Annotated in this window: 23 protein-coding genes; 13 read left to right on the forward strand and 10 right to left on the reverse strand. The window is 71.8% G+C overall.

Annotated elements, in window-relative coordinates; all coding sequences use genetic code 11:
• Positions 1-585 (forward strand): hypothetical protein, encoded by a 585-nt coding sequence (locus tag ACWDX6_RS04285; protein WP_451483395.1) that lies wholly within the window; start codon positions 1-3, stop codon positions 583-585.
• 94 nt (positions 586-679) lie between these two features.
• Here the strand turns inward: ACWDX6_RS04285 and ACWDX6_RS04290 are convergent, their stop codons facing one another.
• On the reverse strand, positions 680-2,062 hold the full coding sequence (locus ACWDX6_RS04290) for a transcriptional regulator (protein WP_451483396.1): 1,383 nt from the start codon (positions 2,060-2,062) through the stop codon (positions 680-682).
• A 281-nt stretch (positions 2,063-2,343) separates the two neighbouring features.
• Here ACWDX6_RS04290 and ACWDX6_RS04295 point away from each other — a divergent pair, with 281 nt between their 5' ends.
• From ACWDX6_RS04295 to ACWDX6_RS04325, 7 genes are all read left to right on the forward strand, one after another.
• The gene (locus ACWDX6_RS04295; protein WP_451483397.1) at positions 2,344-3,021 is read left to right on the forward strand and encodes a bifunctional DNA primase/polymerase; all 678 of its coding nucleotides are present in this window, start codon (positions 2,344-2,346) and stop codon (positions 3,019-3,021) included.
• Between the two features lie 73 nt (positions 3,022-3,094).
• Positions 3,095-3,937, forward strand: a complete 843-nt coding sequence (locus ACWDX6_RS04300; RefSeq protein WP_451483398.1) for an ABC transporter ATP-binding protein — start codon at positions 3,095-3,097, stop codon at positions 3,935-3,937.
• Positions 3,934-5,547, forward strand: a complete 1,614-nt coding sequence (locus ACWDX6_RS04305; protein WP_451483399.1) for a transporter — start codon at positions 3,934-3,936, stop codon at positions 5,545-5,547. The genes ACWDX6_RS04300 and ACWDX6_RS04305 overlap by 4 nt, the downstream gene beginning before the upstream one ends.
• 466 nt (positions 5,548-6,013) lie before the next feature.
• Positions 6,014-6,460 carry a subtilase-type protease inhibitor gene (locus ACWDX6_RS04310; RefSeq protein WP_451483400.1) on the forward strand — a complete coding sequence of 149 codons (447 nt, stop codon included), beginning with the start codon at positions 6,014-6,016 and terminating at the stop codon, positions 6,458-6,460.
• A gap of 201 nt (positions 6,461-6,661) precedes the next feature.
• Positions 6,662-8,560 (forward strand): serine/threonine-protein kinase, encoded by a 1,899-nt coding sequence (locus ACWDX6_RS04315; RefSeq protein WP_451483401.1) that lies wholly within the window; start codon positions 6,662-6,664, stop codon positions 8,558-8,560.
• A gap of 465 nt (positions 8,561-9,025) precedes the next feature.
• Entirely contained in the window at positions 9,026-11,875 is a 2,850-nt protein-coding gene (locus ACWDX6_RS04320) for a hypothetical protein (RefSeq protein WP_451483402.1), read from the forward strand.
• A gap of 138 nt (positions 11,876-12,013) precedes the next feature.
• Positions 12,014-12,583: a DinB family protein gene (locus ACWDX6_RS04325; RefSeq protein ID WP_451483403.1), complete on the forward strand. Its 570-nt coding sequence runs from the start codon at positions 12,014-12,016 to the stop codon at positions 12,581-12,583.
• A gap of 20 nt (positions 12,584-12,603) precedes the next feature.
• Here ACWDX6_RS04325 and ACWDX6_RS04330 read toward each other — a convergent pair whose 3' ends face one another.
• Both ACWDX6_RS04330 and ACWDX6_RS04335 read right to left on the reverse strand, forming a co-directional pair.
• Entirely contained in the window at positions 12,604-13,659 is a 1,056-nt protein-coding gene (locus tag ACWDX6_RS04330; protein WP_451483404.1) for a hypothetical protein, read from the reverse strand.
• A 99-nt stretch (positions 13,660-13,758) separates the two neighbouring features.
• Positions 13,759-14,142, reverse strand: coding sequence for a hypothetical protein (locus tag ACWDX6_RS04335; RefSeq protein WP_451483405.1), 384 nt, complete (start codon positions 14,140-14,142; stop codon positions 13,759-13,761).
• Positions 14,143-14,251: 109 nt separating this feature from the next.
• Here ACWDX6_RS04335 and ACWDX6_RS04340 point away from each other — a divergent pair, with 109 nt between their 5' ends.
• The 3 genes from ACWDX6_RS04340 (at position 14,252) to ACWDX6_RS04350 (ending at position 15,794) form a co-directional block, all read left to right on the forward strand.
• Positions 14,252-15,070 (forward strand): helix-turn-helix domain-containing protein, encoded by an 819-nt coding sequence (locus ACWDX6_RS04340; protein WP_451483406.1) that lies wholly within the window; start codon positions 14,252-14,254, stop codon positions 15,068-15,070.
• Positions 15,067-15,333, forward strand: a complete 267-nt coding sequence (locus ACWDX6_RS04345; protein WP_451483407.1) for a DUF397 domain-containing protein — start codon at positions 15,067-15,069, stop codon at positions 15,331-15,333. The genes ACWDX6_RS04340 and ACWDX6_RS04345 overlap by 4 nt, the downstream gene beginning before the upstream one ends.
• A gap of 206 nt (positions 15,334-15,539) precedes the next feature.
• Positions 15,540-15,794, forward strand: coding sequence for a hypothetical protein (locus ACWDX6_RS04350; RefSeq protein WP_451483408.1), 255 nt, complete (start codon positions 15,540-15,542; stop codon positions 15,792-15,794).
• A gap of 38 nt (positions 15,795-15,832) precedes the next feature.
• On the opposite strand, the gene ACWDX6_RS04355 is transcribed toward ACWDX6_RS04350, so the two are convergent.
• From ACWDX6_RS04355 to ACWDX6_RS04370, 4 genes are all read right to left on the reverse strand, one after another.
• The gene (locus ACWDX6_RS04355; RefSeq protein ID WP_451483409.1) at positions 15,833-16,225 is read right to left on the reverse strand and encodes a RidA family protein; all 393 of its coding nucleotides are present in this window, start codon (positions 16,223-16,225) and stop codon (positions 15,833-15,835) included.
• Between the two features lie 116 nt (positions 16,226-16,341).
• Positions 16,342-17,544: a S8 family peptidase gene (locus ACWDX6_RS04360; RefSeq protein WP_451483410.1), complete on the reverse strand. Its 1,203-nt coding sequence runs from the start codon at positions 17,542-17,544 to the stop codon at positions 16,342-16,344.
• Between the two features lie 612 nt (positions 17,545-18,156).
• Positions 18,157-19,035, reverse strand: a complete 879-nt coding sequence (locus tag ACWDX6_RS04365; protein ID WP_451483411.1) for an alpha/beta fold hydrolase — start codon at positions 19,033-19,035, stop codon at positions 18,157-18,159.
• 423 nt (positions 19,036-19,458) lie between these two features.
• A complete protein-coding gene (locus ACWDX6_RS04370) occupies positions 19,459-20,151 on the reverse strand; it encodes a metal-dependent transcriptional regulator (protein WP_451483412.1) in 693 nt (230 codons plus the stop codon).
• A 149-nt stretch (positions 20,152-20,300) separates the two neighbouring features.
• Here ACWDX6_RS04370 and ACWDX6_RS04375 point away from each other — a divergent pair, with 149 nt between their 5' ends.
• Entirely contained in the window at positions 20,301-21,080 is a 780-nt protein-coding gene (locus tag ACWDX6_RS04375; RefSeq protein ID WP_451483413.1) for an SIS domain-containing protein, read from the forward strand.
• A 70-nt stretch (positions 21,081-21,150) separates the two neighbouring features.
• On the opposite strand, the gene ACWDX6_RS04380 is transcribed toward ACWDX6_RS04375, so the two are convergent.
• Together ACWDX6_RS04380 and pdxH are read right to left on the reverse strand one after the other, a co-directional pair.
• Positions 21,151-22,515 carry a PAS domain-containing protein gene (locus ACWDX6_RS04380; protein ID WP_451483414.1) on the reverse strand — a complete coding sequence of 455 codons (1,365 nt, stop codon included), beginning with the start codon at positions 22,513-22,515 and terminating at the stop codon, positions 21,151-21,153.
• A gap of 419 nt (positions 22,516-22,934) precedes the next feature.
• Positions 22,935-23,561 carry a pyridoxamine 5'-phosphate oxidase gene (pdxH, locus tag ACWDX6_RS04385; RefSeq protein ID WP_451483504.1) on the reverse strand — a complete coding sequence of 209 codons (627 nt, stop codon included), beginning with the start codon at positions 23,559-23,561 and terminating at the stop codon, positions 22,935-22,937.
• Between the two features lie 222 nt (positions 23,562-23,783).
• Here pdxH and ACWDX6_RS04390 point away from each other — a divergent pair, with 222 nt between their 5' ends.
• On the forward strand, positions 23,784-24,884 hold the full coding sequence (locus tag ACWDX6_RS04390; RefSeq protein ID WP_451483415.1) for a citrate synthase 2: 1,101 nt from the start codon (positions 23,784-23,786) through the stop codon (positions 24,882-24,884).
• Here the strand turns inward: ACWDX6_RS04390 and ACWDX6_RS04395 are convergent.
• On the reverse strand, positions 24,863-25,903 hold the full coding sequence (locus ACWDX6_RS04395; RefSeq protein WP_451483416.1) for an isopenicillin N synthase family dioxygenase: 1,041 nt from the start codon (positions 25,901-25,903) through the stop codon (positions 24,863-24,865). The genes ACWDX6_RS04390 and ACWDX6_RS04395 overlap by 22 nt on opposite strands.
• Positions 25,904-26,067 lie beyond the last annotated feature (164 nt).

The raw sequence follows: 26,067 nt of genomic DNA on the forward strand, positions 1-26,067 counted from the left end.
ATGCGCCCCGGGTATCTCCCCGGGAGCCCCGGGCATCGGCCCCGGAGCCTGCCCCTGCCCCTGGCCATGGCCCGGGAACTGGTCCTGCCCGGCGTACGGCCCCTGGCCCTGGCCCTGGCCGGCGTACGGCCCCTGGTCCTGGCCCTGACCCTGCCCGGCGTACGGCCCCTGGCCCTGACCCTGCCCGGCGTACGGCCCCTGCCCCTGACCCTGCCCCGAGAACTGCCCCTGTCCCGGGTACTGCCCCGGCATCGGACCCGGCATCGGACCCGGCATCGGTCCCGGTCCACCCTGCGTCGGCGGGACCGGTGCGAGGTACTGCGTCGCCTGCATGTCCGCGGCGCCGCCCGGTACGGCCTCCGGCGGCAGCGGCTGCGCCGGCGGCAGGGGCTGCGCACCGCCCGGCTGTCCGCCGCCGGGGCCCCAGGCGCCGCCCCACGGCTGGCCGCCGGCCGGGCCGGCGGCGGGGCCGCCCTCCGCGCCGCCTTCGGCGGGCAGCACGACACCTTCGTGCGCGGGCCGAACCGCCGGCGGATACTGCGGCTCCGGACCCTGTCCGCTTTGCGTCACCGGGACTCCTACTGATGGACCTACGGAATCGTCGGCTCACGCTACCGGGTACGTCCAGCGCTCCGCACACGCGTGTGAGACCCGCGACAACGGCGTCCGCCCGCCCCCGTCACGCGGCGAGCGTCTCCAGGCGCACCCCGAACTCCCGTACCGCCGTCTCCCGCGCGAAGGGCGACAGGCGGCCCTTGAGGTCGTCCAGATACTCCGCGCCCCGCGAGGACCGCAGCGTGGCCAGCAACTCCAGCGCGCGTGTGCCCGTGTGGCAGGCGTGCTCCACCTCCCGCCGCTGGATCTGCGCCGACGCGAGGAGCACCAGTCCGATCGCCCGCCGCCGCGCCCGGGTCTCCGGATGCCCGTCCAGCGACTCCTGCGCCGCCCTCGCCGCCTCCTCCGGCCGCTCCAGGTCGCGGTAGCAGTGCGCCAGTTCGTCCGCGAGATAGGCGTGGTCGAAGTGCGCGATCCAGTCCGGGTCGTCGCCCGACTCCGGGTCCGCCTGCTCCAGGGCGCGTACGGCCCGTCCCGCCACCACCTCGAAGGAGCGGGCGTCCCCGAGCAGGGCGTGCCCCCGGGCCTCCGCCGCGTAGAACATCGCCTCCGCCCTCGGCGTCACCCGTCCCCGCGACCCCTCCTGCGCCGCCCGCGCCAACTGGGCGATCTCGCGGGGGGTTCCGAGCTGCGCCGCGAGATGGCTCATGGAGGCCGCGAGCACATAGCCGCCGTAACCCCGGTCGCCCGCCGCCTGCGCGAGCCGCAGCGCCTGGATGTAGTAACGCTGGGCGAGCCCCGGCTGACCGGTGTCCACCGCCATGTACCCGGCCAGTTCCGTGAGTCGGGCGACCGCCGCGAACAGCTGCCGCCCCACCGCCTCCCGGTACGACCCCGAGAGCAGCCCCGACACCACGCTGTTGAGGTAGTGCACCACCACCGGCCGTACGTGCCCGCTGCCGAACCGGCGGTCGAGGTCGACCAGCGCCGCCGTCATCGCCCGGACCGCCTCCACGTCGGCGGTGCCGACCCGGGCCCCGGCCGACCGGGCCACCTGTGGGTCCGCGCCGGTGATCAGCCAGTCCCGGCTCGGCTCGACAAGGGCGGAGGCAGCCACCGTCGACCCCGACAGGAAGTCCCGGCGGCCCACGTCGCTGCGCCACAGCTCGCAGACCTGCTCGATCGCGCCCAGCACGGTCGGCGAGAACTGGAGCCCGACGCCCGACGCGAGGTTCCTGCCGTTCGCCATGCCGATCTCGTCGATCGTGACCGTGCGCCCCAGTTTGCGGCCCAGCGCCTCGGCGATGATGCCCGGCGCCCGGCCGCGCGGCTGCTGCCCGCGCAGCCAGCGTGCCACCGACGTCTTGTCGTACCGCAGGTCGAGGCCGCGTTCGGCCCCGACCATGTTCACTCTGCGAGCGAGGCCGGCGTTGGAGCACCCGGCCTCCTGGATGAGTGCCTGCAGCCGTTCGTTCGGCTGACGGGCAACGAGTGGCCTGGCTGCCATGACTACCCCCTGAGGCCGTGAGCGATCAGTGGAACTGGACTGAATCGCACTGATCACTGCCCGACGGATATCCGGTCAATGCCGATGTGAACACGCGAAACCGGACGCGTCGGCGATGTCACCATTGCCGATGCCCCCGCCCTTGGCTACCCCGCCGCCGCTCCCCGGCCCCCCGCGCGCCCCCGCCCATGCACCCATGCGCCCCGCATGCAGGATCGATGCTCCACACCGCTCTTCGCGCACGGCCGTAACCCCCGGTGACGGCGGGAGTTGAGTTCACCGTGGAAGAGACCATCGGAGTCACGGAAGCCGCACACATCCCCAAGCAGCGAGGCGAGCAGCTGCTGGACTGCGCCGTGCGGTATGCGGAAGAGCGGCACTGGGACGTGTTCCCCGGGACCTGGCTGGAGGCCGTGGAGGGCAGGGAACGCTGCTCCTGCGGCGTCGAGAGCTGTGCCGCTCCCGGCGCCCACCCGGCTCGGCCCGACTGGTCGACCCAGGCGACCGGCAGCGCCGTCGGTGCGCGGCGGATGTGGTCGAAGCAGCCGAAGGCGTCGATCCTGCTGCCGACCGGCCGCACCTTCGACGCGATCGACGTGCCGGAGTCGGCCGGTTTCCTGGCGCTGGCCCGGATGGAGCGGATGGACCTCACGCTCGGCCCGGTGACCTGCGCCCCGGACCGCCGGATGTTCTTCTTCGTCCTGCCGGGCGCCGCCGCCAAGGTGCCCGACCTGGTCCGCAAGCTGGGGTGGGCCCCGACCTCGATCGACCTGGTCACGCGCGGCGAGGGGCACTTCGTGGCGGCGCCGCCCACCCGGGTCGGCGGGCACGGGGCCGTGCAGTGGGCGCGGCGGCCCACTCCGGCCAACCGCTGGCTGCCCGACGCGGAGGAGCTGATCAGTCCGCTCGCGTACGCGTGTGGCCGGGAAGCGGCGGCGGCGCGCGCCCGGCGTCCGTGACGGGGCGGCCGCCAGGACCGCCACCGTAAGGTTGTTCCCCACTGCACGGGGACAACCGAAGGGTTGAAGGGATATGCCTGACCAGGCATCTGACGGAGTGTTCGAACAGGCGGGCAGCGCACCGGGCGACGGTGCGACGCCCGCCGTTCGTGTCGAGGGGCTGTGGAAGCGTTTCGGCCAGCAGATCGCGGTGAGCGGTATCGATCTCGTGCTGCCCGCGGGGAAGTTCATCGGCCTCGTCGGGCCGAACGGCGCCGGCAAGACCACCACCCTCTCCATGATCACCGGCCTGCTCCGGCCCGATCAGGGACGCGTCCTGGTCGCCGGCCACGACGTCTGGGCCGACGCCGAATCGGTGGCCGAGGTCAAGGCCCGGATCGGCATCCTGCCGGAGGGCCTGCGGCTCTTCGAGCGGCTCTCGGGGCGTGAACTCCTGGCGTACAGCGGGCGGCTGCGGGGGCTGCCCGGTGCGGAGGTCGACAAGCGGGCCACGCAGCTGCTCGACGTACTGGACCTGGCGGGCGCGCAGCACAAGCTGGTCGTGGACTACTCCACCGGTATGCGCAAGAAGATCGGGCTCGCGGCGGCGCTGCTGCACAACCCCGAAGTGCTCTTCCTCGACGAGCCGTTCGAAGGCGTCGACCCGGTGTCCGCGCAGACCATCCGGGGCGTTCTGGAGCGGTACACCGCCTCGGGCGCGACCGTCGTCTTCTCCAGCCATGTGATGGAGCTGGTGGAGTCACTGTGCGACTGGGTCGCGGTGATGGCCGCCGGCCGGATCCGCGCACAGGGCCCGCTGGCGGCCGTACGGGGGGAGGCGCCGTCCCTGCAGGCCGCGTTCCTGGAGCTGGTCGGGGCGAACGGGCGGGACACCGGGGACTCGCTGGACTGGCTGGGCGGGGGGACGGCCCGATGACGGCCACGGCTCCCGCGCCCGAATCCATCACCTCGGTCTTCGTACGGCTCAAGCTGTCGCTGCTGCGCAACGGGCTGCGGCAGTCGGCCGGGCGGACCGCCGCCTATGTGACGTCGATCGTCGTCTCCGTTCTCTTCGGAGCGGCGGTGCTGCTCGCGTTCGTCCTGCTGCGGGGCCACGCGGACGCCGACTCGGTCGCCGCCCTGCTGACGGGGTTCCTCGCCCTGTCGTGGGCCGTCATGCCGCTCTTCGTCCCGGGTGGTGACGAGACCCTCGACCCATCGCGGCTCGTGATGCTGCCGCTGCGCCCGCGCCCGCTGGTGCGCTCGCTCCTGGTGGCCTCGCTGGTGGGCACCGGCCCCGCGTTCACCCTGATCGTCGCGGTGGGCGCGGCGCTGGCGCTGGCGCGCGGCGCGGCGGGTGTCGTGGCGTCGGTCCTCGCCGTGCCGCTGGTGGTCCTGGTGTGCGTGGCGCTCTCGCGGGCGGTCGCCGCCGCGAACGTACGGCTGCTGACCTCGCGCAAGGGCCGTGACCTGGCGGTGCTGAGCGGTCTGCTGATCGCGGTCGGGATCCAAGTGGTCAACTTCGGCGCGCAGCGGCTGAGCCGCGCCGGGGGCCTGGAGGCGCTCGAACCGGCGGCGGCGGTGGTGAGCTGGCTGCCGCCCGCCTCGGCGGTCGCGGCGGTGGACTCGGCGAGCGAGGGCGACTACGCGCTCGCGGCGGGCCGGCTGCTGCTGACGGTCGTCGCTCTCGGCGGGCTGCTGTACTGGTGGCAGCGGAGCCTGGTGAAGCTGATGACGACACCGGACGGCTCGACGATCGGCGCCGCTTCGGCCCCGGGCCGCGACCGGGCGGGTACGGGCCTTCTCGGGCGGCTGCTGCCGGGCGGGCGTACGGGCACGGTGATGGAGCGCGGCCTGCGCTACATCTGGCGCGACCCGAAGACGAAGGCGGCGTGGACGACGTCGCTGGTGATCGGTGCGATCGTGCCGATGTTCAACGCGCTCCAGGGGACGGGCTCGGTCTACTGGGCCGTCTTCGCCTCGTGGATGCTCGGCATGCTGATGTACAACCAGTTCGGGCAGGACACCTCGGCCTTCTGGATGGTCGCGCAGACGATCTCCACGCCCGCGGACGCGTACGCCGAACTGCGGGCGCGGGCGCTGGCGCTGCTGCTGATCACCGTTCCGTTCACGGTCCTGGTGACGTCGGGGACGGCGGCGGTCTCGGGCGACTGGTCGGCACTGCCGGAGGCGCTGGGCCTCGCGCTCGCGCTGCTCGGCGCGATGGTGGCGGTCGGGGCGCTGGCCTCGGCGCTGTTCCCGTACTCGATCCCGCAGGACGGCGCCTTCAAGAACGTGGCACCGGGGCAGGGCGGCCTCGCCTGGATCTCGATCTTCGGCGGGGTGATCGTGGCAGCGCTGATGTGCGCCCCGCTCATCGGGACCGCGATCTACCTCCACGTGGCGGACGAGCAGTCCTCGTCGTGGATGCTGCTGCCGGTCGGGGCGGTGTACGGCGCCCTGATCGCCTGGGGCGGCCTGAGGCTGGCGGCGCCCCGGACGGCGGCGCGGCTGCCGGAGATCCTGGCGGCGGTCAGCAAGGGCTGAGGAGGCTCAGCCGAGGGGGAGGCCGCCACTTCCCGGGAGGAAACGGCGGCCTGTCTTCGTCCCGTTCTTACGAGGCGTCGTTCACCCAGGGCTGCCACTTGCCGCTGCTGGACGCCCGGTTGCTGGAGCCGTGCGACGACTGCGCGCAGGGCAGGCGGTTCCGCCTGGAGCCGGGGTGGGAGCGGAGTCTTCCGGTCGACCAGGCGGTGCCGTAAGTACTCCAAAACAGAACCGTTCTGACGAAGCAGCAGGTCAGACGGTCGTTTCGGGTTGAACTGCCGTCAGCTCCCGCCGTCCCGGGACCCCTCGGACCAGGGTGCGCATACGCCCCGAACTGCCCGAACGACCGATCGGTCAGTGGTTTATACGTGTATGCGGCCGGAAAACAGCGGCGGATGTGCGATCACGGTGCGCCCCGACAAGACTCCATTCCGCAATCGCACCTCTATCCGAAAAGGAGTCATTCGTGCGTTACCTCCGCAAGACCCTCGGCGCCATCGCTGTCGCCACCGGCCTCGCCTGCGTCGGCACGGCGACCTCGGGCATCGCGTACGCCGGGGCCGCGCAGCCGGCCTCCCTCTACTCGCCGTCGGCCCTCGTGCTGACGGTCGCCAGGGGCGAGGCCGCCGGGACGGCCACCGTCGAGCGGGCGGTCACCCTCGAGTGCGCACCCGTCCCCGGAGGCAGCCACCCCTCCCCCGCCGCCGCCTGCGAGGAACTGGCCGCGGCCGACGGTGACCTGAACCGGCTGACGGCCTTACCGGGCGACCGCCCCTGCACCCGCGAGTGGGACCCGGTCACGGTGACCGGTGACGGCGTGTGGCAGGGCAAGCGCGTCAGCTGGTCGGCCACGTACTCCAACACGTGCGAGATGCGCACGCGGGTGGCCGAAAGCGCCGTCCTCTCGTTCTGAGCCTCCCTCCGGGCGGCGGGAGCGTGTTCCCGCCGCGTCGGCTCCAGGCCCCCACCTCCGGGTGGGGGCCTGCGCGCTGTACGGGGGTTGGCCCCGGGCGGCTTGGAGGGGCCGGTTCTTCGGTACGCTCTCGCTCGACTCCGGGGCGTCGGCAGGGCGTCGGCAGCCCCCGGATCGCCGCTAGCAGGGGGATGATTCCAGATGGGCAATGTGCCTTCGGCCGACCTTTTCCAGCCTCTCCAGGGGGACGACCCGGCCGTCGTGGGCGGTTACCGCCTCGCGGCCGTGCTCGGCACCGGCGGCATGGGCAAGGTGTACCTCTCGTACACGCCGGGCGGCCGGCCCATCGCCATCAAGGTGATCCGCCCGGAGTTCAGCGGCGACCCGGAGTTCCGGCGGCGCTTCCAGCAGGAGGTGCGGGCCGCGGAGCGGGTGCAGGGCCTGTACACGGCGCCCGTCATCGACTCGGACACCGACGGCTCGCAGCCCTGGCTGGCCACGGCCTACGTGCCGGGCCCGTCCCTCGCGCTCGCCGTGGCCCAGCACGGCGGACTGCCGCTGCGGAGCGTCCTGCTGCTGACCGTCGGAGTGGCCGAGGCCCTCCATGTCATCCACGGCGCGGGCATCGTCCACCGGGACCTGAAGCCCGCCAACGTCCTGCTGGCCTCCGACGGCCCGCGCGTGATCGACTTCGGCATCGCCCGCGCGGCCGACACCACCTCCCTGACCAGCACCGGCGTCAGCGTCGGTACACCCGCGTTCATGGCGCCCGAACAGGCCTCGGCCGGTACGGTCACGGCGGCCACGGACATCTTCGCCCTCGGCCAGATCGCGGCCTACGCGGCGATCGGCGCCCCCGCCTTCGGTGACGGTCCCTCACACGCCGTGCTCTACCGCATCGTCCACGAGGACCCCGACCTCAGCAGGCTGCCCGAGGAGCTGCGGCCGCTGGTGACGCGGTGCCTCAGCCGGGACCCGGCCGATCGCCCGGCCCTGAGCGAGGTCATCGAGCTGTGCCACGCCGTCTCGCCGGTCCCGCTGCGCCAGGGCGAGGACTGGCTGCCCCGGGCCATCGCCGGTTCGATCACCGAGCGCCTGGTGCTGCCCGAGCCGGCGAAGACCCCGCCGCCCACCGCGCCCGCCACGCAGCCGCCCGCCCCGCCGACCGCGACGCCGACCGAGCGCTCCCCGCAGGCCCCGACGCCGCCGGGGGGCGTCCACCCGTACGCGCCCACCAGTGCCGGTGTGTCCCACGCCCCGACACAGGCCGCTCGGGGCGTCCCCGGTGGGATGCCGCCCGGCGGATACCCGGGCGCCCCCGGCATGATGCCGCCCCGAGCCCCCGGCGCTCCGGGTGCTCCGGGCGGGATGCCGCCCGGTTACCGCACCCCGGCGCCCGGCTATGTGCCGCCGGGCTACAACACACCGCCCCCGTTCCATCCCGGTGGCTTCGCGCCCGCCCCGCAGAAGCCCAAGCGGACGGGGCTGATCGTCGGCGGTTCCATCGCGGCAGGCGTGATCGGCCTCGTGATCATCGGATCGCTGCTCCCCAAGACTCCGAACGGCAAGAACTCGGCGTCGTCCAGCGGCAGTACGAGCGCGGGCGCTTCGGGCGGTTCGAGCGGTTCGAGCGGTTCGAGCGGCTCCTCGGGCAAGGCCCAGCCGAGGACCGACCCGAAGCCGGTCTCGTACAAGAACGTCGACGTGACGGGGAACTACTCCCTCATGCTCGCCGACAACCCGCCGCGCCCGGCCGAGGACACGGGCAGCGGCGTGGCCTACGGCAACGGTGACCTGTACTACTACCACGACACGCTCTTCGAGGACGACAAGGTCGGCACGGCCAACGGCAAGCTGGTCCTGCTCACCAACGCGCAGCAGGGCTCCTTGGAGACCTGCCGCAGCGAGACGCGCTTCACCGAGAAGATCCGCCTCGACCAGCTGACGAACGGCTCGCAGGTCTGCGTCCTGAGCGACGCGGGCCACATCGCGGTGGCGACCTACCGCGGCAAGTCCGGCGCCAAGGACCCGAGTAAGTACATCACCCTCGACCTCACGATCTGGCGCAACGCCGAGGACCCGAAGGAGAGCTCCTCGTAGATCCGGGGAGGGTGCCGGGCCGCGCCAATGCTGCAGTTTGTCGACAGGCATTGACAGAGCAGGAGCGGCCAGGTCTAACCTCCGAGCTGTACTGCGCCAAAGGAGCCGGCACCCACGGGGTCATATGGGTGTGGCTCTCAACGGGGGGAACGTTTGTATGGCGATGTGTGCTGCCCTGACCGCAGCCTCAGCAAGCCGGCACCGCATGCGGCTTCACACGAAAAGCACTGCCCAGGCCGACCGGGGCAGCCGCCGATACGCGCGCTGAACGCGCTCCAGGCGCCTGTCCTCGGTTCGACGGCTACTGACCCGACGTCGCCTGGTGGGCAGTGGGCTGCCCTCACGCGGCAAGCGAGCGGCTGAGCCTGGAGAAGGCCGTACCCGGTCCCCGCACCGATGACATGTACCGGACACCCGCACGCCCAGCGGGTGGTTCGTCATACCTCGACAGAGAAAGAAGCCACGATGCTCAGACAGAGACTGAGGCCGGCGCTCACCGCGCTGGTCGGCATCTTGATGGCCGGCGGACTTGTGGCGACGACGCCGCAGGTCGCCCAGGCCGATCCACCACCCCTGCCCTTCCCGGTCCCCTCCTGTGAACCGGGCCCCTGGTATGTGAGCAAGCACTACGAGGAGTTCGCACCGGCCGACGGGCCTTGGCGGGTGGCTCCCGGAGACAACCTCGAGGTGACCGTCACCAAGTCCCGCACCATCGAGGTGGGCGCCCAGTTCACCGCCGGCATATCGGCCGAGAAGCTCGTGGCCACGGTCAACGCCGAGATCAGCATCAGCGCGAAGGCCTCGTGGACGAGCTCGGTGGGTCTGAAGACCAACACCGTGTCCCCGGCCCACGAGATCACCTACGTCTCCTACGGCGTTTTCACCGAACGCGTCTTCATGATGCGCAACTGGTCCCCGGCCGGCTGCAACGTGGGATGGCCGTACACGCTTCAGAGCTTCGCGAGCTCCATGTGGGTGCAGCTCCCGAAGAGCGAGGGATTCAAGAAGGAGACCCGGTCCCCGGGCCGGGGCGGCCTCGGGACACCCGGCGCGACCAACCCGCCCGCCCCGCCGCAGCCGCAGCCGGTGACCTCGGTCCACGGCCTGGCCGACGGTACGATCCTGCACACCACGGACACCAAGCGCATCTACAAGATGGTCGGCGGCGCGCCGGTCTGGCAGGCCACGTGCGACAGCGGCATCTGCGACTCCACGCCCCGCCCCACGTACCAGTCGGTCATCGACGCGGGTCCGAAGACACCGCGCAACGGCTCGTCCGCCATCGACCAGCGCGGCCGTATCTACATCTTCGTCGGCGGTGCGCCACTGCATCAGTCGCACTGCAACTCCCCGGTCAACTGCGGCCGGCCGCCGAAGATCTCGGACTGGTCGATCGACGCCCGTGACCACATGAACCAGGCCCCGGCCGACGGCAACCTCGTGCAGGGCTGGAACGCCGGCAACGCGACACCGGTCGCGCAGACCGTCGGTGGGGCGAGGCTCAACTTCGCCTCGCCGCAGGAGGTCATCGACACGGGCTTCGGCACGGACTGGGCGAGCAAGGTCGTCATCGTGTCGGACTACTCGTTCAACAACCTCGGAACGATCCCGAAGGACGGCACGCTCGTCCAGGGCACGGGCGGTGGCTCCTCGACGCCGGTGGCCATGTTCGTGGCCGGGTCGCGGATCAACTTCTTCTCGCCCGAGGAAGTGGTCGAGACCGGATACGGGACCAACTGGCGTGAGAAGGTGCGCGCGATCCCGAGCCGCGTCTTCAACGAGTTCCACGCCGACATCCCGCCGGACGGCTCGCTCGTCCAGGGCATCGCGAACGGCGTACCGACGCCGGTGGCGATGATGCTCGGCGGCGCCCGGATCAACTTCGCCTCCCCGCAGGAGGTCATCGACGCCGGCTTCGGCACCGACTGGGCGAGCAAGGTCCGCACGGTCCCGGCGCGCGCGTTCAACATGATCCGGGCCGACGTGCCCGACGACGGCATCCTGATCCAGGGCACCGGCGGCAGTACGCCGGTCGCCGCGATGATGGGCGGTGCGCGGGTCAACTTCGCCTCGCCGCAGGAGGTCATCGACTCCGGCTTCGGTACGGACTGGGCGTCGAAGGTCCGCGCGCTGCCGGGCCGGGCGTTCAGCCTCATCCCGGACCGGATCTCGGACGGCACGCGCGTGAAGAAGGCGGGCAGCAGCTCGCAGGCCGGCATCGTCGGAGGGGCGAAGGTGCCGTTCGTGTCGATGGACGAGCTGATCGCCTGCGGGTACGGCGAGAAGCGGATGTGGACCATCCCCGACCGCGTGTGGGACGCGCTCCCGAACAAGATCGCCGACGGCACCCGGATCGCGAAGAGCGGGTCCCCGTCGGAGGCCGCCGTGGTCGGCGGAGCCCGGGTCGACTTCCACACCGAGGCCGAGCGCAACGACGCCGGCTACGGCGGCAAGGCGCGCGAGGTGATCCCGGTCCGGGTCTGGGACGCCATGACCACGAAGATCGCCGACGGCACCCGGATCGCCAAGAGCGGCTGGTCGTCGGAGGCCGCCGTGGTCGGCGGAGCCCGGGTCGACTTCCACACCGAGGCCGAGCGCAACGACGCCGGCTACGGCGGCAAGCCGCGCGAGGTCGTCCCCGTACGGGTCTGGGACGCCATGACCACGAAGATCGCCGACGGCACCCGGATCGCGAAGAGCGGGGCCTCGTCGGAGGCCGCGGTGGTCGGCGGAGCGCGCGTCGACTTCTACACGGAGGCCGAGCGCAACGAGGCGGGCTACGGCGCCAAGGCGCGTCTGGTCATCCCCGTCCGGGTCTGGGACGGCATGACGACCAGGATCGCGGACGGGACCCGGATCGCCAAGAGCGGGGCCACGTCCGAGGCGGCGGTGGTCGGCGGCGCCCGGGTCGACTTCCACTCCATGGACGAACTCCAGGCCGCCGGTTACGGCGCCAAGGCGCGTCTGGTCATCCCCGTCCGGGTCTGGGACGGCATGACCACGAAGATCGCGGACGGGACCCGGATCAAGGATGCCGGCTCGCTGAGCCAGGCGGCGGTCGTGGGCGGGGCGAAGGTCCCGTTCCACAGCATGGAGGAGCTGACGGCCAGCGGGTACGCGGACGATCCCATGCAGGTGGTGCCGAACCGTGTCTGGCAGTCGCTGTCCACGGAGTTCGCCGACGGCACCCGTCTGAAGTCCCCCGATTCGCCGGACCTCTGGTTGATCACCGAGGGCCGCCGGACCGCGACGGACGTGACGACCGGGGTGTGGACGGTTCCGCAGCGGGTGATCGACGCCGTACCTCTGGTCTGACCCGGTGCGGTGACACCGCACGCCCATACGGAGGCCGCCCGGTATCCACCGGGCGGCCTTCCGCCGTCCGGAATCGTGGCGGCGGCTCTCCGCATCCGGCGCTAAAGCCGTTGCGGGCCCGGGCACCCCCGAACGACCATGGCGCGCATGAGCGACCAACCCGTGCGATGGACCCAGGCCACCGTCTACCCCGACATGTGGGCCGACCCCGACGACGACCCCCGCCACAGAGAAGGAGACGGCCCCGACGGCGAGCTGGCGACCCTGCTGGAGTTCCAGACGGACTACCGCACGACGCTGCTGATGAAGTGCGAGGGCCTGGACCCGGAGCAACTGGCCCGTCGCTCGGTCCCGCCGTCGACGATGTCGCTGCTCGGCCTGATCCGGCACCTCGCCGAGGTGGAGCGGGACTGGCGCAACTGGATCAGCGACGACGACCCGCTGCCGACGCTGTACGGCGAGGACGACGGTGACTTCGACGGAGCCGTCGCCGACCAGGCCGTGGTCGACGAGGCGTACTCCGCGCTGGCCCGCGAGCAGGCCGAGGTCGACGCCGTACTGGCCGAACACCCGGACCTGGGTGAGCGCCTGGGGAGGGAACGGATCACGGTCCGGGAGCTGATGGTGCACAGGATCGAGGAGTACGCCCGGCACTGCGGGCACGCCGACCTGCTGCGCGAGTGCGTCGACGGGCGGGTCGGCCAGTGACGAGGGGGCAGGGGTGACCCTCACGTCCCGGCCACGAGGGCGCGCCAGGAGGGCCGGGCGGTAGCCGGCCGGGGCTCGGGTGTCCGGGGCCGCGCGGCTTCGGTACGGCAACGGCGGCAGCGGGTCTCGCCCGCGACCGGCCGGAACACGTGGTCGTCACCGGGCCCGTCGCAGATGACCAGCGCCCCGGGGGCGGGAGCGGCGGCGGAGGCGTTCGGTTCGGCCGGCGCGGGCGGTGGCACCGGGGCGGGGAGCTTCACGGTCAGGCGGTGGCGCAGGAAGCCCACCGCCGAGCGGATGGTGGGCGGCGGGGAGTTGGTCAGGGCATGCCGCAGGTCGGCCACGGACACCCCGCGCCGCAGCCACTCCGCCGCCACCTCGGCGAGACCGCGCGCCTCGCGGGCCCCGAGAAGCAGATCCCGGTTGTGGTGGCGTAGCTCCAGCAGCACGCGCTCTGCCAGGACGACTTCGGACGCGGGTGCGGGTGCGGGTGCCGGTGCCGGGTCGGGCTCGGGTGCGGCGGGTGGGGCGGGTACGGCCTCCGGGGCCGGAGCCTGGGCCGGGTCCGGTGCCGGAGCCTGGTCGGGCTGCGGCACCGGCTCCGGCTCGGGCTCCGGATTCAAGTCCGGCTCTTCGGGGGGTGGGTGGGGAAGGTTCTTCTTCCCACCGTCTTTCTCTTCCGGAGGAGGACAGCCGAGGCATGGGCCCTTCGGAGAACCGACCGTCGGATCCACGGCAGTCGGTGACCGGCCGTCGCGAGTGGCGCTCGCCTCCTCACGCGTGAGGGTGACGTTGGAGAGCAGCTGGTCGGTGATCCAGTGACCGCGCCCGCCCTGCCACCTCCACTCGTGGAGGAAGCCGCAGGCAGTCAGGGACTCCTTGGCCCGCTGGTATGCCCGGGGCTTCATCCCCAGGGCTGTGGCGTGTTCGCCGAGCGGCTTGGCGGCCAGGCTTTCGGGGAGCCCCTGCACGTAGATGATCAGGAGCTTGGCGTCGCTGTTGAGACGCGGATGGCGCACGACATCGTGCGAGACCTTGGTGAAGCAGCGAGCAGGCGCGATAGCATGCCGAAGCATTTTGGGTGCCTCCGAAGCAGCACTCGAAGTGAAGGTCCTCGGACGGTGTTGGCGCACCCCCGGGGACCGCTCCTTTTCTCACGGAGCGTGATGTCGCGGTCACCGTACCGCATCGATGACCATCTTGTGCAACAAGTCCGGTTCCACGAAGGGGTCTTCCACCGTGGGCCGGGAGCGCCAGTCCAGGGGCCAGGTCAGGCCGTCGAGCGCGGGGATGCCGACGAAGGCCGCACTCCGCCCCTCCCTGCTCAGCGCCCGCGCGGGGGCCGGCCAGGCGTACGCGGCGGCGGTCTTCGGGGGCAGCAGGAAGTACGAGTTCCGCTCCCCCGTCAGCTGACGCACGATCGGCCCGGCCTGGAAATCCGTGAACTCCATGAGCCGGTACGCCACGTCCTCACCGAGGAACCCCCCGATCCGTACGGCATCGAAGTGCACGCCCGCGTGACGGAGGGCATGACCGGTGGCGGGCACCCAAGAGGGCACGCTGTCAAGTGACTTGCGCGAATTCATGCGGCCAGCTTTCCGGTACCGCTCTACTGTGACCAGCGCCACAGGCTGTTTGTGGCGGACTGTGCACTAGGGGAGGCGGTCTGTGAACAACGTGAACACGGGGAGCCCGGGGGCCGCGAAGGCCTTCGGCAGGCTCCTTCGCTTCCACCGGGAGCGAGCGAAGGTGTCGCAGGAGCTGGTGGGCAAGGAGACCGGATACTCCAAGTCCCAGGTGGCGATGATCGAGCGCGGTGAGCGTCGACCGCGAGGGCGTTTCGTAGAGACCGTGGACAAGCTGTTGGGTGCACAAGGTGCACTACTGGAGGTCGCGGAGGAGGTGACGGCGAGCGGGGTGGCGGCGTGGTTCGAGGACTACCTGGAGGAGGAGCAGAAGGCGGCGGGCATCCACTGGTACGAGACCCACCTCATCCCGGGTCTGCTCCAGACGGAGGAGTACGCCCGTGCCGTCTTCAATTGCGCCGTCCCAGCCTTGGACGACGACGACATAGAGGCCGGTGTCGCGGCCCGGCTGAAGCGGCAGCAGGTGTTCTTCCGTAAGCCCACGCCGCTGGTCACGTTCGTCCTGGAGATGGCCGCGCTGAGCAAACCGCTCGGCGGTTCGGATGTACTGCGGAAGTGCCTTCTGTACGTGTGCGAGTGCGCGGAGCTGCGCAACGTCACGATCCAGGTGATGCCGGAAGGCCGGGAGACTCACGCAGGACTCAGCGGGCCCTTCATCCTGTTGGAGACTGAGGAGCGCAAGAGCCAAATCGTCTATGTCGAAGGACAGGGCGGCAGGTACTTTCTCAGCGAACAGCCGGACGTGGGTGACGTCTTCGCCCGCTACAGCGCCTTGCGAGCGCAGGCCCTCACGCCGGAGGAGTCCGTACGACTGATCGAACAGGTGGCACGAGAGCTATGAGCACCGACCTCAACTGGTTCAAGAGCAGCTACAGCAGCGAACAGGGCGGGGCCTGCATCGAGGTCGCCGTCACCTGGACGAAGTCCTCCTACAGCAGCGAGCAGGGTGGCAACTGCGTCGAAATCGCCACCTGCCCCCACACCGTCCACGTCCGTGACTCCAAAGACACCACCCTGCCCCCCTTCACCGTCTCCCCCACCGCCTGGTCCGCGTTCCTCCAGGATGTGTCCGGGTCCGGGTCCGGGTACGTACCCGGACCATAGGTCAGCAAAGGAGTACGCCCTGGCGCCCTGATTGTCGCCAGGGCGCCAGGACGCCGTTCGTCATCCACCTGTGGACCGACGCTCTGCCGAGCAGCACCGAATGGGCCACGGCCATCGCCCGTATCCCGTACGTCGCGAACGGTTCGGCCGACGCCTCCAGCCCGGCCACGACCGCCATCCACAAGCCGCGGACAGGGGTGTACCGGGTGTCGGCGACGATCGACCCCACCCGGCGCCACCTGATCTACCGCTGGCAGTCGACCGAGGGGAGACCGGCCGCCACGATCGCCTTCAACGTCGCCGACATCCAGGGCGTGGGGAAGCACATCAACGTGGCCCGCTTCCCCCACCCCGGGACGGGGCCCTGGGTGACGGGCTGGCGTCGGCAGCCGGAGAAGTACTCTTCACGCTCCCCCGCCGGGCGCGGCCCGACCGTACGCAGCGTCTGCTCGGTGTGGTGAGCGGCGCCGGCGGGGACGTCAGCTTCTGGCGCTGTTGATCAGTCGAGGATGGCGTCGAGCTCCAGCTCGACGAGCCAGTCGGGGTCGATGAAACGTGAGACCTCGACAAAGGTGCACGCCGGGCGCACGGATGCGAACCGCTCGCCGTGCGCCCTCGCGGCTTCCTTCCATCGCGTCACGTCCGTGAGCATGACGCGGGTTCGCACGACATCCTCCAGCGACGCCCCGGCTACCTTCAGCGCGGCTTCCGCGATGTCCAGGCACCTCACCGTCTGGGCGTGGACGTCGCCTCGCCCCACCGTCCCCCCGTCGTCGCCGATGGGTGCGGTGCCGGCGACCGCGACGTGCTTCCCCTTGCGGACAGCTCGGGAGAATCCGATCTCGGGCTCAAGTGGCGAGCCGGAACTGACCATCTGCCGCGCATGTTCCATGGCGTCATGATCTCAGGGTTGGGGCTGCTCGTTGCGGGCTCGCTCGGCCATTTTCCCAGCGCGAACGGCCGCCCGGCGTTGAGCGCCGGGCGGCCGCGGCTGTGCACCGGTCCGGGTCAGAACAGGGAGTACAGGAGCCTGTTCGGGGAGCCGCTGCCGGCGCTCTTGACGACGCCGGTGGTGGCGTTGGCCGTCATGGCGTCGCCGACCTGGGCCGGGGTGGCCGAGGGGTGGGCGGCCAGGTAGAGGGCGGCCGCGCCGGCGACGTGCGGGGTGGCCATGGAGGTGCCGCTGATGGTGTTGGTGGCGGTGTCGCCGGTGTTCCAGGCGGCGGTGATGCCGACGCCGGGGGCGAAGAGGTCCAGGCAGGTTCCGTAGTTGGACCAGGACGCCTTGGTGTCGGTCTTGTCGGTGGCGCCGATAGTGAGGGCCTGGGGGACGCGGGCGGGGGAGTAGTTGCAGGCGTCCTGGGCCTTGCCGCCCTGGTTGCCATTGCCCGCTGCCACGGCGTACGTCACGCCGGAGGCGATGGAGTTCTGTACGGCCGCGTCGAGGGAGGAGCTGGCTCCGCCGCCGAGGCTCATGTTGGCCACGGCCGGCTTGACGGCGTTGGCGGTGACCCAGTCGACGCCGGCGATGACGCCGGACCAGGTCCCCGATCCGTTGCAGTCGAGGACGCGGACGCCGACGACCTGGGCGGCCTTGGCGACGCCGTACGTCGAACCGGCGGTGGTTCCGGCGACGTGGGTGCCGTGGCCGTTGCAGTCGTTGCCGTTCTGGCCGTCGCCGATGGTGTCGGTGCCGATGCTGGCCCGGCCGCCGAACTCGCTGTGGCTGACGCGTACGCCGGTGTCGATGACGTAGACGCGGACGCCGGAGGCGGTGGTGTTGTAGGTGTACGAGCCGTCGAGCGGCAACTGGCGCTGGTCGATGCGATCCAGACCCCAGGTGGCATTGGACTGAGTGGCGTTGATGCGGACCGTGGCGTCCTGCTCGACGTAGTCGACCCGGGGATCGGCGGCAAGGCGGTGGGCCTGGGCGGCGGACATCTTCGCCGCGAAGCCGCGCACCGAGGACCCGTACACGTGAGTGAGTTTGCCGTCGAACGCGCTGGTGAGGGCCTCGGCGGTCGGCCGTACGGATGCCTTGTGGGTGTCCTTCAGGACCACGATCCAGCCGTCGGCGACGGCGGTGGCGGCGGGGGCCAGGCGGACGTCGGGACGGTCCGCGCCGTGCGCGGGAGCGGTGGTGGCGAGCAGTCCGGCGGCCAGAGCGGCGGCGGGGATGAGCACGCGAAGGTGTCGCGCAGGGGATCTCATGTGATGAACCAGACCTTTCGTTGTCCGGGTTACGGGCAATCCGGGTCGTGCGGGTGTCGCCGTCCGGGGTCTCCGGTCGGCTCCCGGCCGCGGGTGGTCAGGCCGCGAACGGGCATATGGGGACGTGCGGCTCATCACCCCCGGGCAGTCGCGCGCCCTGTTTGAGCCGTGCATGACAGTGCCATGGGGTATCGAGCGCCCGCAAGATGCCGGATGCGTCCCGGGCCGTTCGTCTGCTGCGGCCTCGCGGGATCGTCGCGTCCTTGAAGACGGCGAGGATGCGGGGGTAGTCCCGGTGCTCGGGCAGGTCCGGCGGGACGACTGCTGAGCCGGTCGGTCCCGCGGTCCAGCGCGGCGCGGGCACTCCGGGAACTTGCCGTGTCCCGCGCCGCCCCTGAGGAGACGCAGCGGTGTACCGAGCAGGGTCGACGCGCCCGTCGCGCAGGTCCTGTTCGGTCGCGTACGTCAGCGTAGTGGTGCCGGCGACGGCGACAGCCCCGACTCCGGCTGTGCGCAGGATCGCTCGACGGGAGAGTTCCGACACAGACCGACCTAGGGACCGCTTGCCGTTGGGAACGATCATCGTATCGGCGCCACGAAGGTGAGCGGCCGTCAGGACGTCAGGACGCCGTTCAGGAACGGCTCGATGGCCTCGCGCCAGGCTTCCGGGTGGTCGTAGTGGAGGAGGTGGCCGGCGTCCGGGATCTCGGCGTAGGCGCCGTGGGGGAGGACGCGGACCATCTCCTGGGCCTCCGCGCGGCCCAGTTCGCCGTCCAGGCCGCGCACGACGAGGGTCGGGCAGCGGACCTGGGCGAGCGACTCCCAGTGGGCGTCGTGGACCCAGGTCTCGCGGGAGGTCAGCATCTGGGCCGGGTCGAAGACCGGGTACCAGCCGTCGGGGCGTTCGGTCATCACCTCGGCGAAGAACTCGCCTCGGGCGGGGTTGGGCCGCTCGACCCAGGGATCGTCCTGGGCGAACCAGGTGCGGACGTCCGCGAGCGAGGCGAAGGGCACCGGCCAGCGGCGGAACCAGTCCTGCCACTCCCGCTGGGTGGCCGCGCCGAGGGCCGAGGCCCGCATGTCGCAGATGACCAGGGCGTGGACGAGGTCCGGGCGTTCGGCGGCGAGCTGCCAGGCGGTGAGGGCGCCCATGGAGTGGCCGATGAGCGTGACGGGCCCGAGGCCCAGCTGTTCGACGGCGGCGGCCGCGTCGGCGACGTACGCCTCCCTTGTGAAGGGGCCGGCCGGGGGCTTGTCGCTGAGGCCGTGGCCGCGCTGGTCGAGGGCGACCGTGCGGTGACGGTCCGCCAGCCAGCGGGCGGTCGGGGCCCAGTGGGAGGCGCGTCCCATCAGGCCGTGGAGCAGTAATACCCCGGGCTCGGGGGCGCGCGGTGCCTGCTCGCGCCGCTCCCCCCGCGCCCGCTCGTTCGTGAACTCCCAGGCAGCCAGGCGTACGCCGGCGGCTCCGGTGACGTCCAGACGTCGCACCATGTTCCCTGGCACCCCCTCTTTCCCATCGAGCGTGTCGAGCCCCGCCAGACTATCGAACCTGTATTCGAAAATTGGGTTCTGCCGCGTAACACCCCTCGTTCGAGTGACGGGCTTCAAGGGTTGACGCGCGCTGCCGGGGGGAGATCTTCAGCGGGAGGCGGACCGCTCGGGGAAAACGGTCCGAGGGGAATGACCCTGAGAGCTCGGGGCTCCGGGTCAGCACAGGGGAGGACAGGCCCCGGCGCCCATGGGCGCCGGGGCCCTCTGTCTTCTGTCGCACCGCCCCCGACGCCCGCATCGCACACCCCTCCCGGCCTCGCACGGCTGACCCCAGCGTGGCACGGCGAGAGTCCGGCCGTGGTGATTCCGACGTAAATCGGGCCGACAGGTTCCGGGGGCGGTGGGGGCGATGGGGGGTGGGGCTCAGCGCTTGGCGACGAAGACGTGCGCCGCGACGTCCGCGTCCAGCTCGGCCGCCTCGCCGCTGCTGCCGACCAGGACACCGCCCGCCGACTCCGTCACGCTCACCACGGAGCCGGGCTGCACGCCCGCCCGCCGCAGCGTGTACATCAGCTGGGCGTCCGTCTGGATCGGCTCGCCGATCCGGCGGACGATCACCGTCTTGCCCTCCCGGCCCGCGTCCAGATCGGCCAGCGAGACCATCGAGTCGTCCAGGAAGGACTCCGCCTCCGCCTTCTCGCCCAGCTCCTCCAGACCCGGGATCGGGTTGCCGTACGGCGACTCCGTCGGGTGCCGCAGCAGCTCCAGGACGCGCCGCTCCACGGCCTCGCTCATCACGTGCTCCCAGCGGCACGCCTCCGCGTGGACCTGCTCCCACTCCAGGCCGATCACGTCGACGAGCAGGCACTCGGCGAGGCGGTGCTTGCGCATGACGCGGGTGGCCAGACGGCGACCCTCGTCCGTGAGTTCCAGATGGCGGTCGCTCGCCACGGCCACCAGGCCGTCGCGCTCCATACGGGCCACCGTCTGGCTCACCGTCGGGCCGCTCTGGTCGAGCCGCTCGGCGATCCGGGCGCGCATAGGGACCACACCTTCCTCCTCCAGCTCGAGGATGGTGCGGAGATACATCTCCGTTGTGTCGATCAGTCCGGACATACGTGCCCCTCGATGAGTCGTGCGCTGGCCCTGACCCAATTCTGACGCATCGCGACGACAACCGGGTCGCGCCGAGGCAAGGCGGTATTGACAGCGCAATGGTCCAGACCGCAACGTGATCCGCGACACGACGACAAGGAGCTTCGGGAATGGGCGACAGCGCGCGCGAAGGCAGCCGCGAGAGCAAGCTGGCCGGGCAGTTCTTCGACGCCGCGATCGGCCTGCTGCGGCGTGTCCGGGACGAGGACGCCGAGGACATCGCCGCGGCCGGCACCGCCATCGCCGAGGCCGTCGCCGCGGGCGGCCGCCTCTTCGCCTTCGGCGCCGGACACTCCTCGCTCGCCGCCCAGGACGTCGTCTACCGGGCGGGCGGACTGGCCCTGATGAACCTGCTCACCGTGCCCGGGGTCGTCGGCGTCGACGTCATGCCGGCCACCCTCGGCTCGGCCCTGGAACGGGTCGACGGTCTGGCGGGCGCGGTCCTCGACTCCTCCCCCGCCACGTCGGGCGACGTCCTGATCATCATCTCCCTCTCCGGGCGCAACGCCCTGCCCGTCGAGATGGCGATGAACGCGCGGGCGCTCGGCCTCACCGTGATCGGTGTGACGTCGGTGGCGTACGCGACCGAGACGAAGTCCCGGCACGTCTCGGGCACGTATCTGAAGGACCACTGCGACATCGTCCTCGACTCCAAGATCGCCGTCGGCGACGCCGAACTCACCCACGAGTCCATCGAGGCGCCCTTCGCCCCGGCCTCGACGGTCGTCACGAGCGCCCTGATGCAGGCCACGATGGCCGCGGCCGCCGAGGAGCTGGTCCGCCTGGGCATCGAGCCGCCGCTGCTGCGGTCGGGGAACGTCGACGGCGGGCACGAGTGGAACGGCCGCGTGATGACGGAGTACCGCGACCGGATCTTCTACCGGCACTGAAACCCGTAGGCGGGGCGGCCGGGGGCGGGGCGGGGAGCCGCGTCCGGGACGGCGGTCTCCGGGTGGGGGCTCAGTCCGCGACCGGGGCCGCGTCCGCCCCGTCCGGCCCGCCCGCCAGGTCCAGGGACGCTGCCACGCGGACCGCCACCGTCTCCGCGTACACCGCGTCCGGGCGCTCGAACGGCGGGCGGGAGGCCGAGCGGAGGAAGGTCGCCACGCCCACCGTGCGGCCCCGGCTGCGCAGGGGCATGCACAGGGCGTGGACGGCGTCGCGCGGCCAGTGGCGTTCGGCGGCCCACTCATGCGCGGGCTGCCGGGACGCCGTCGCCGAGGCGCGGACCGGGCCCGTACGGGAGAGGGCCTGGAGGGCGGGGTGGCCGGAGGGGTAGCGGAGCGGGATGCCGCCGCCCGCGACCGCGGCGACCGGGCCCGGGGCGCCCTCCGGGGTCGCCGCCGCGCGGGTCAGGCGCCGCTCCCCCGCCGCCGCGTCGATCAGCGCGTGGTCGGCGAAACCGGCCAGGGCGAAGTCCAGCAGCACGGTCGCCGCCTCCATCGGGTCCTCGCACTCCGCCGCCGCCGCGCCCGCCCGGTGCAACTGGCTGTACCGGAAGCGCAAGCGGTCCGCCTCCTGCTCCGCCAGCCGCTCCTCCGTCACGTCCTGGAACAGCCATCCCACGCCCAGCGGCACAGGCTCCTCCGCCAGCGGCGACGCCAGCCGCACGAACCCGCTGCGCCAGCACCTCCGCTCGCCCGCCGCCGTCCGCAGCGTCACCCACACATCGGCCGCCGCCCGCGGCGCCCCCTCCGCCAGCACGTGCTGGAGCGCTCCCTCCAACTCCTCCACGCCCTGGCCGACCAGCTCCCCGAGCGGCCGGCCGAGCGGGGCCCTGGGGCCGACGCCCATCGCCCGCGCCGCGTGCGCGTTGACGACGGCCGGCCGCAGATCGACGTCGACGACGACGACACCCCAGGGCGCGTCGTCGAACAGCGCCTCGCTCAGCGCGATCGACCGCTCCAGGTCGATCTGCGCGTGCACCTCGCTGAAGGCGCAGTACACCCCGGCCGGTGTTCCGTCCGGTCCGCGCACGCCCGCCGACTGGGTCCGTACGAGCACCCGGCCGCCGTCCTTGCGCAGCAGCGCGAACTCGTGCACCTGCCGGCCCGGAGCGCCCATCGCCCCCATCAGCCGCCCGAGCGCCTCCGCCGCGTCCGCGCTCCTGGCCGCCCATCCCGCCAATCCGCGGCGCCCGACGGCCTCCTCGGCCGACCAGCCGAGGATCCGCTCGGCCTCGCGGTTCCAGTGCGTGACGGTGCCGTCGGCATCGAAGGCGCAGAGCGCCGCGTCCATCCCGTCGAGCAGCGCGGCCAGCAGATCCGACCCGGGCCCGTGCCCGTCGGCCGCCCGTTCCGCGGTCTCGCTCGTGGAAGCACTCATCCCGGACCCCCTGGCAGGACGGTGTAAGCGCGTGCTACCCGCACGCCCCGACCCAATTCAACTGGAACGTGACGCAGGACACACCCCCTTCGCGGAAATCTTCGCCCCGGAGAAACAGCCCGGAGAAAACAGCCCCGGAAAAAACACTTGAGCGCGCGCCACGGGGTTCCTAGGGTGTGGGTACACGCGAAAGGAGGTGATCCGAAAAAATGGTTTCTTTTCGGACTCGTGAGGTGACTGCGGGCTAACGCCTGCCGTCGCACTCTGTGCCTCGGCAGGTCAGCTGCCGAAACCCAAGCAGTCACCCGACCCGTGGGCCGCCGGTAAGTCCGGCCGGCTCTCGTCCGAACTCGAGCGGACGGGACCAAGGCCCACGGGTCGTCCGCGTTCTCAGGGCCGCCCCCGGCCTCACAGCGGCCTCAGGGTGACAGGCGCTCCACCCGCCAGCCCTCGCCGGTCCTGACGTACCGCAGCCGGTCGTGCAGGCGGTTCTCGTGGCCCTGCCAGAACTCGACCGTCTCCGGGAACACCCGGAAGCCGCCCCACTCCGGCGGCACCGGGACCTCCTCGTGCTCCGGGTAGCGCGCGGCCAACTCCGCGTACCGCACCAGGAGTTCCTCGCGCGACTCGATCACCGACGACTGGTGGCTGGCCCACGCCCCGAGCTGCGAGCCGTGCGGGCGGGTGCGGAAGTACGCCACCGTCTCGTCGCGGCCGGTGCGGGCCGCCCGGCCCGTGACGATGACCTGGCGGGCCAGCGGGTGCCAGGGGAAGAGCAGCGCGACGTTCGGGTTGGCGGCCAGCTCGCCGCCCTTGCGGGAGCCGTAGTTGGTGTAGAAGACGAAGCCGGCCTCGTCGAAGTGCTTGAGCAGCACGGTCCGGACGGACGGGCGGCCGTCGGGGGTGGCGGTCGAGACGACCATCGCGTTCGGCTCGTGGATCGCCGGGTTGGTGGCGGTCTCCTTGAACCAGCGCGCGAACTGTTCGATCGGTTCGGGGGCGAGGTCGGCCACGGACAACCGCGGAGTCCGGTACTGCTCGCGCATGTCGGCGGGATCGAGAGCGTCGGTCACGGGTTCATCCTGCCGTAGCGGCGGAGTTTGCCCGGCACCGCGGGCCGTTAATCCTCCCTCGCCGGATCGGCGGAGTGTGCCGGATGTCACGCTTCCCCGCATCATCGGAACCGTACAGACTCTTCGGCTGGATGACTGTTACTTCCCGCCATGCCGTCCCACCGGATGATTGATCATCGATAGAGGAGCCGCCTGATGTCCGACTTCGTACCCGGACTCGAGGGAGTCGTCGCGTTCGAAACGGAGATCGCCGAACCTGACAAGGAAGGCGGCGCTCTTCGGTACCGCGGCGTCGACATCGAGGATCTGGTCGGTCACGTCTCGTTCGGCAACGTCTGGGGCCTGCTGGTCGACGGGGCGTTCAATCCCGGTCTGCCGCCGGCCGAGCCGTTCCCGATCCCCGTGCACTCCGGCGACATCCGCGTGGACGTGCAGTCCGCGCTCGCCATGCTCGCGCCGGTGTGGGGCCTCAAACCGCTCCTCGACATCGATGCCGAGCAGGCCCGCGACGACCTCGCCCGGGCAGCCGTCATGGCGCTGTCGTACGTCGCCCAGTCGGCGCGCGGGCAGGGCCTGCCGATGGTGCCGCAGAGCGAGATCGACAAGGCCCAGTCGGTGGTCGAGCGGTTCATGATCCGCTGGCGCGGCGAGCCGGACCCCAAGCACGTCAAGGCCGTCGACGCGTACTGGACGTCGGCCGCCGAGCACGGCATGAACGCCTCCACCTTCACCGCGCGCGTGATCGCCTCGACGGGCGCGGACGTGGCCGCCGCGCTGTCCGGCGCGGTGGGCGCCATGTCCGGGCCGCTGCACGGCGGCGCCCCGTCCCGCGTCCTCGGCATGATCGAGGAGATCGAGAAGACCGGCGACGCCACGGCGTACGTCAAGCAGGCCCTGGACAAGGGCGAGCGGCTGATGGGCTTCGGCCACCGCGTCTACCGCGCCGAGGACCCGCGCGCCCGCGTCCTGCGCCGTACGGCCAAGGAGCTGGCCGCGCCGCGCTTCGAGGTCGCGGAGGCGCTGGAGAAGGCGGCCCTGGAAGAGCTGCACAACCGGCGCCCGGACCGGGTCCTGGCGACGAACGTGGAGTTCTGGGCGGCGATCGTGCTCGACTTCGCCGAGGTCCCGGCGCACATGTTCACCTCGATGTTCACCTGTGCCCGTACGGCGGGCTGGTCGGCGCACATCCTGGAGCAGAAGCGCACGGGCCGCCTGGTGCGCCCGTCGGCGCGCTACATCGGCCCGGGCCAGCGCGACCCGCGGGACATCGAGGGCTACGCCGACATCGTGGGCTGAGCCCACCGGCTCTCGTCGCGCAGCAGGTCCGCGTGGTGGCGGGCCGCCGCCAGGGGGTGGGCCCGCAGCTTGCCCTTGAGCTCGTTGCGGCCGTACTCGGCGAACAGGGGGTTCGCCGGGTCGGCCGTCACGCCGGGCGCGTACGGCGCGTACGGGAAGGGCAGCGGGGCGATCCGGGCGTCGAGCCGCGGGTTGTAGAAGAACGGGACGGAGAAGCGTTCCGTCGCGCCGGGCGGGGAGACGACCCGGTGGTGGGTGGCGCGGAGGTAGCCGTTCGTGGCCACTTCGAGGAGTTCGCCGAGGTTGACGACGAACGCGCCGGGCAGCGGCGGTACGTCGTGGAAGACGCCGTCCTCCCGCTCGACCTGGAGCCCGCCGACGTGGTCCTGGAGGAGCAGGGTGAGGAAGCCGTAGTCCTTGTGGGCGCCGACGCCCTGGTCGTCGCCGTCGCCGCTGCTGCCGGGGTAGCGCACCAGCTTGAGGTGCGGGTGGGCGCGGGGGCCGAAGATGTCGTCGTAGAAGTCGGCGGGGGCGCCGATGGAGGCGAGCAGTTCGTGCAGCAGCCGCTCGGCCACGCCGCTGAGCCGCTCGACCCAGTTGAGGGCGGCGAGGCGCAGTTCGGGGAGCGCGGCGGGCCACTGGTTGGGGCCCTGGAGCCACCAGTAGGGGGCTTCGCCGGGGGCGGGGACGTGCGCGGGGCGCTCGGCTCCGATGTCGAGCTGATCGCGCCAGTCGCGGGTGCCGCCGGTGCGTTCGTCGCCGACGCGGGTGTAGCCGCGGAAATGCGGCGAGAGCGTGGTGTCAATGGAGAGCCGGTCGGCCTCCGGCAGCGCGAAGAAGGCCCGCATGGCGGAGGTGAGCGCCCGGGTGTCGGCCTCGGTGACGCCGTGCCCGACGAGCTGGAAGAAGCCGACGTCGTGGGCGGCGGAGTGCAGCTGGGCGTGGAGCAGCCTCCGGGCCTGGGGGCCGCGGTGGGCGGCGGCGAGGTCGACGATGGGGAGCTGGGAGTAGTACGACATGGTGCGTCCGCGGGGTCGTGTACGGGGCCCGGGGGGCGGGGTGGCCGCCGGTCACCGGGAGGGGGCGTCGGGGGTCAGGGCGCGGACCGACAGCCCATGCCGGCGACACGGAGGAAGTCCACGTGACGGCGGCGTACGAGCGCGAGCATGTGCCCAGCGTACTG

The sequence above is a fragment of the Streptomyces sp. NPDC003027 genome (assembly GCF_053591435.1).

What these genes read in the sequence shown, in the direction of transcription:
- ACWDX6_RS04330 (WP_451483404.1), bottom strand. Translation starts at nt 13,659, where the DNA reads ATGCTTCGGCATGCTATCGCGCCTGCTCGCTGCTTCACCAAGGTCTCG.
- ACWDX6_RS04365 (WP_451483411.1), bottom strand. Translation starts at nt 19,035, where the DNA reads ATGGTGCGACGTCTGGACGTCACCGGAGCCGCCGGCGTACGCCTGGCT.
- ACWDX6_RS04355 (WP_451483409.1), bottom strand. Translation starts at nt 16,225, where the DNA reads ATGGAACATGCGCGGCAGATGGTCAGTTCCGGCTCGCCACTTGAGCCC.
- ACWDX6_RS04300 (WP_451483398.1), top strand. Translation starts at nt 3,095, where the DNA reads ATGCCTGACCAGGCATCTGACGGAGTGTTCGAACAGGCGGGCAGCGCA.
- ACWDX6_RS04345 (WP_451483407.1), top strand. Translation starts at nt 15,067, where the DNA reads ATGAGCACCGACCTCAACTGGTTCAAGAGCAGCTACAGCAGCGAACAG.
- ACWDX6_RS04290 (WP_451483396.1), bottom strand. Translation starts at nt 2,062, where the DNA reads ATGGCAGCCAGGCCACTCGTTGCCCGTCAGCCGAACGAACGGCTGCAG.
- ACWDX6_RS04370 (WP_451483412.1), bottom strand. Translation starts at nt 20,151, where the DNA reads ATGTCCGGACTGATCGACACAACGGAGATGTATCTCCGCACCATCCTC.
- ACWDX6_RS04315 (WP_451483401.1), top strand. Translation starts at nt 6,662, where the DNA reads ATGGGCAATGTGCCTTCGGCCGACCTTTTCCAGCCTCTCCAGGGGGAC.
- pdxH (WP_451483504.1), bottom strand. Translation starts at nt 23,561, where the DNA reads ATGCGCGAGCAGTACCGGACTCCGCGGTTGTCCGTGGCCGACCTCGCC.
- ACWDX6_RS04305 (WP_451483399.1), top strand. Translation starts at nt 3,934, where the DNA reads ATGACGGCCACGGCTCCCGCGCCCGAATCCATCACCTCGGTCTTCGTA.
- ACWDX6_RS04395 (WP_451483416.1), bottom strand. Translation starts at nt 25,903, where the DNA reads ATGTCGTACTACTCCCAGCTCCCCATCGTCGACCTCGCCGCCGCCCAC.
- ACWDX6_RS04325 (WP_451483403.1), top strand. Translation starts at nt 12,014, where the DNA reads ATGGCGCGCATGAGCGACCAACCCGTGCGATGGACCCAGGCCACCGTC.
- ACWDX6_RS04390 (WP_451483415.1), top strand. Translation starts at nt 23,784, where the DNA reads ATGTCCGACTTCGTACCCGGACTCGAGGGAGTCGTCGCGTTCGAAACG.
- ACWDX6_RS04285 (WP_451483395.1), top strand. Translation starts at nt 1, where the DNA reads ATGCGCCCCGGGTATCTCCCCGGGAGCCCCGGGCATCGGCCCCGGAGC.
- ACWDX6_RS04360 (WP_451483410.1), bottom strand. Translation starts at nt 17,544, where the DNA reads ATGAGATCCCCTGCGCGACACCTTCGCGTGCTCATCCCCGCCGCCGCT.
- ACWDX6_RS04320 (WP_451483402.1), top strand. Translation starts at nt 9,026, where the DNA reads ATGCTCAGACAGAGACTGAGGCCGGCGCTCACCGCGCTGGTCGGCATC.
- ACWDX6_RS04380 (WP_451483414.1), bottom strand. Translation starts at nt 22,515, where the DNA reads ATGAGTGCTTCCACGAGCGAGACCGCGGAACGGGCGGCCGACGGGCAC.
- ACWDX6_RS04375 (WP_451483413.1), top strand. Translation starts at nt 20,301, where the DNA reads ATGGGCGACAGCGCGCGCGAAGGCAGCCGCGAGAGCAAGCTGGCCGGG.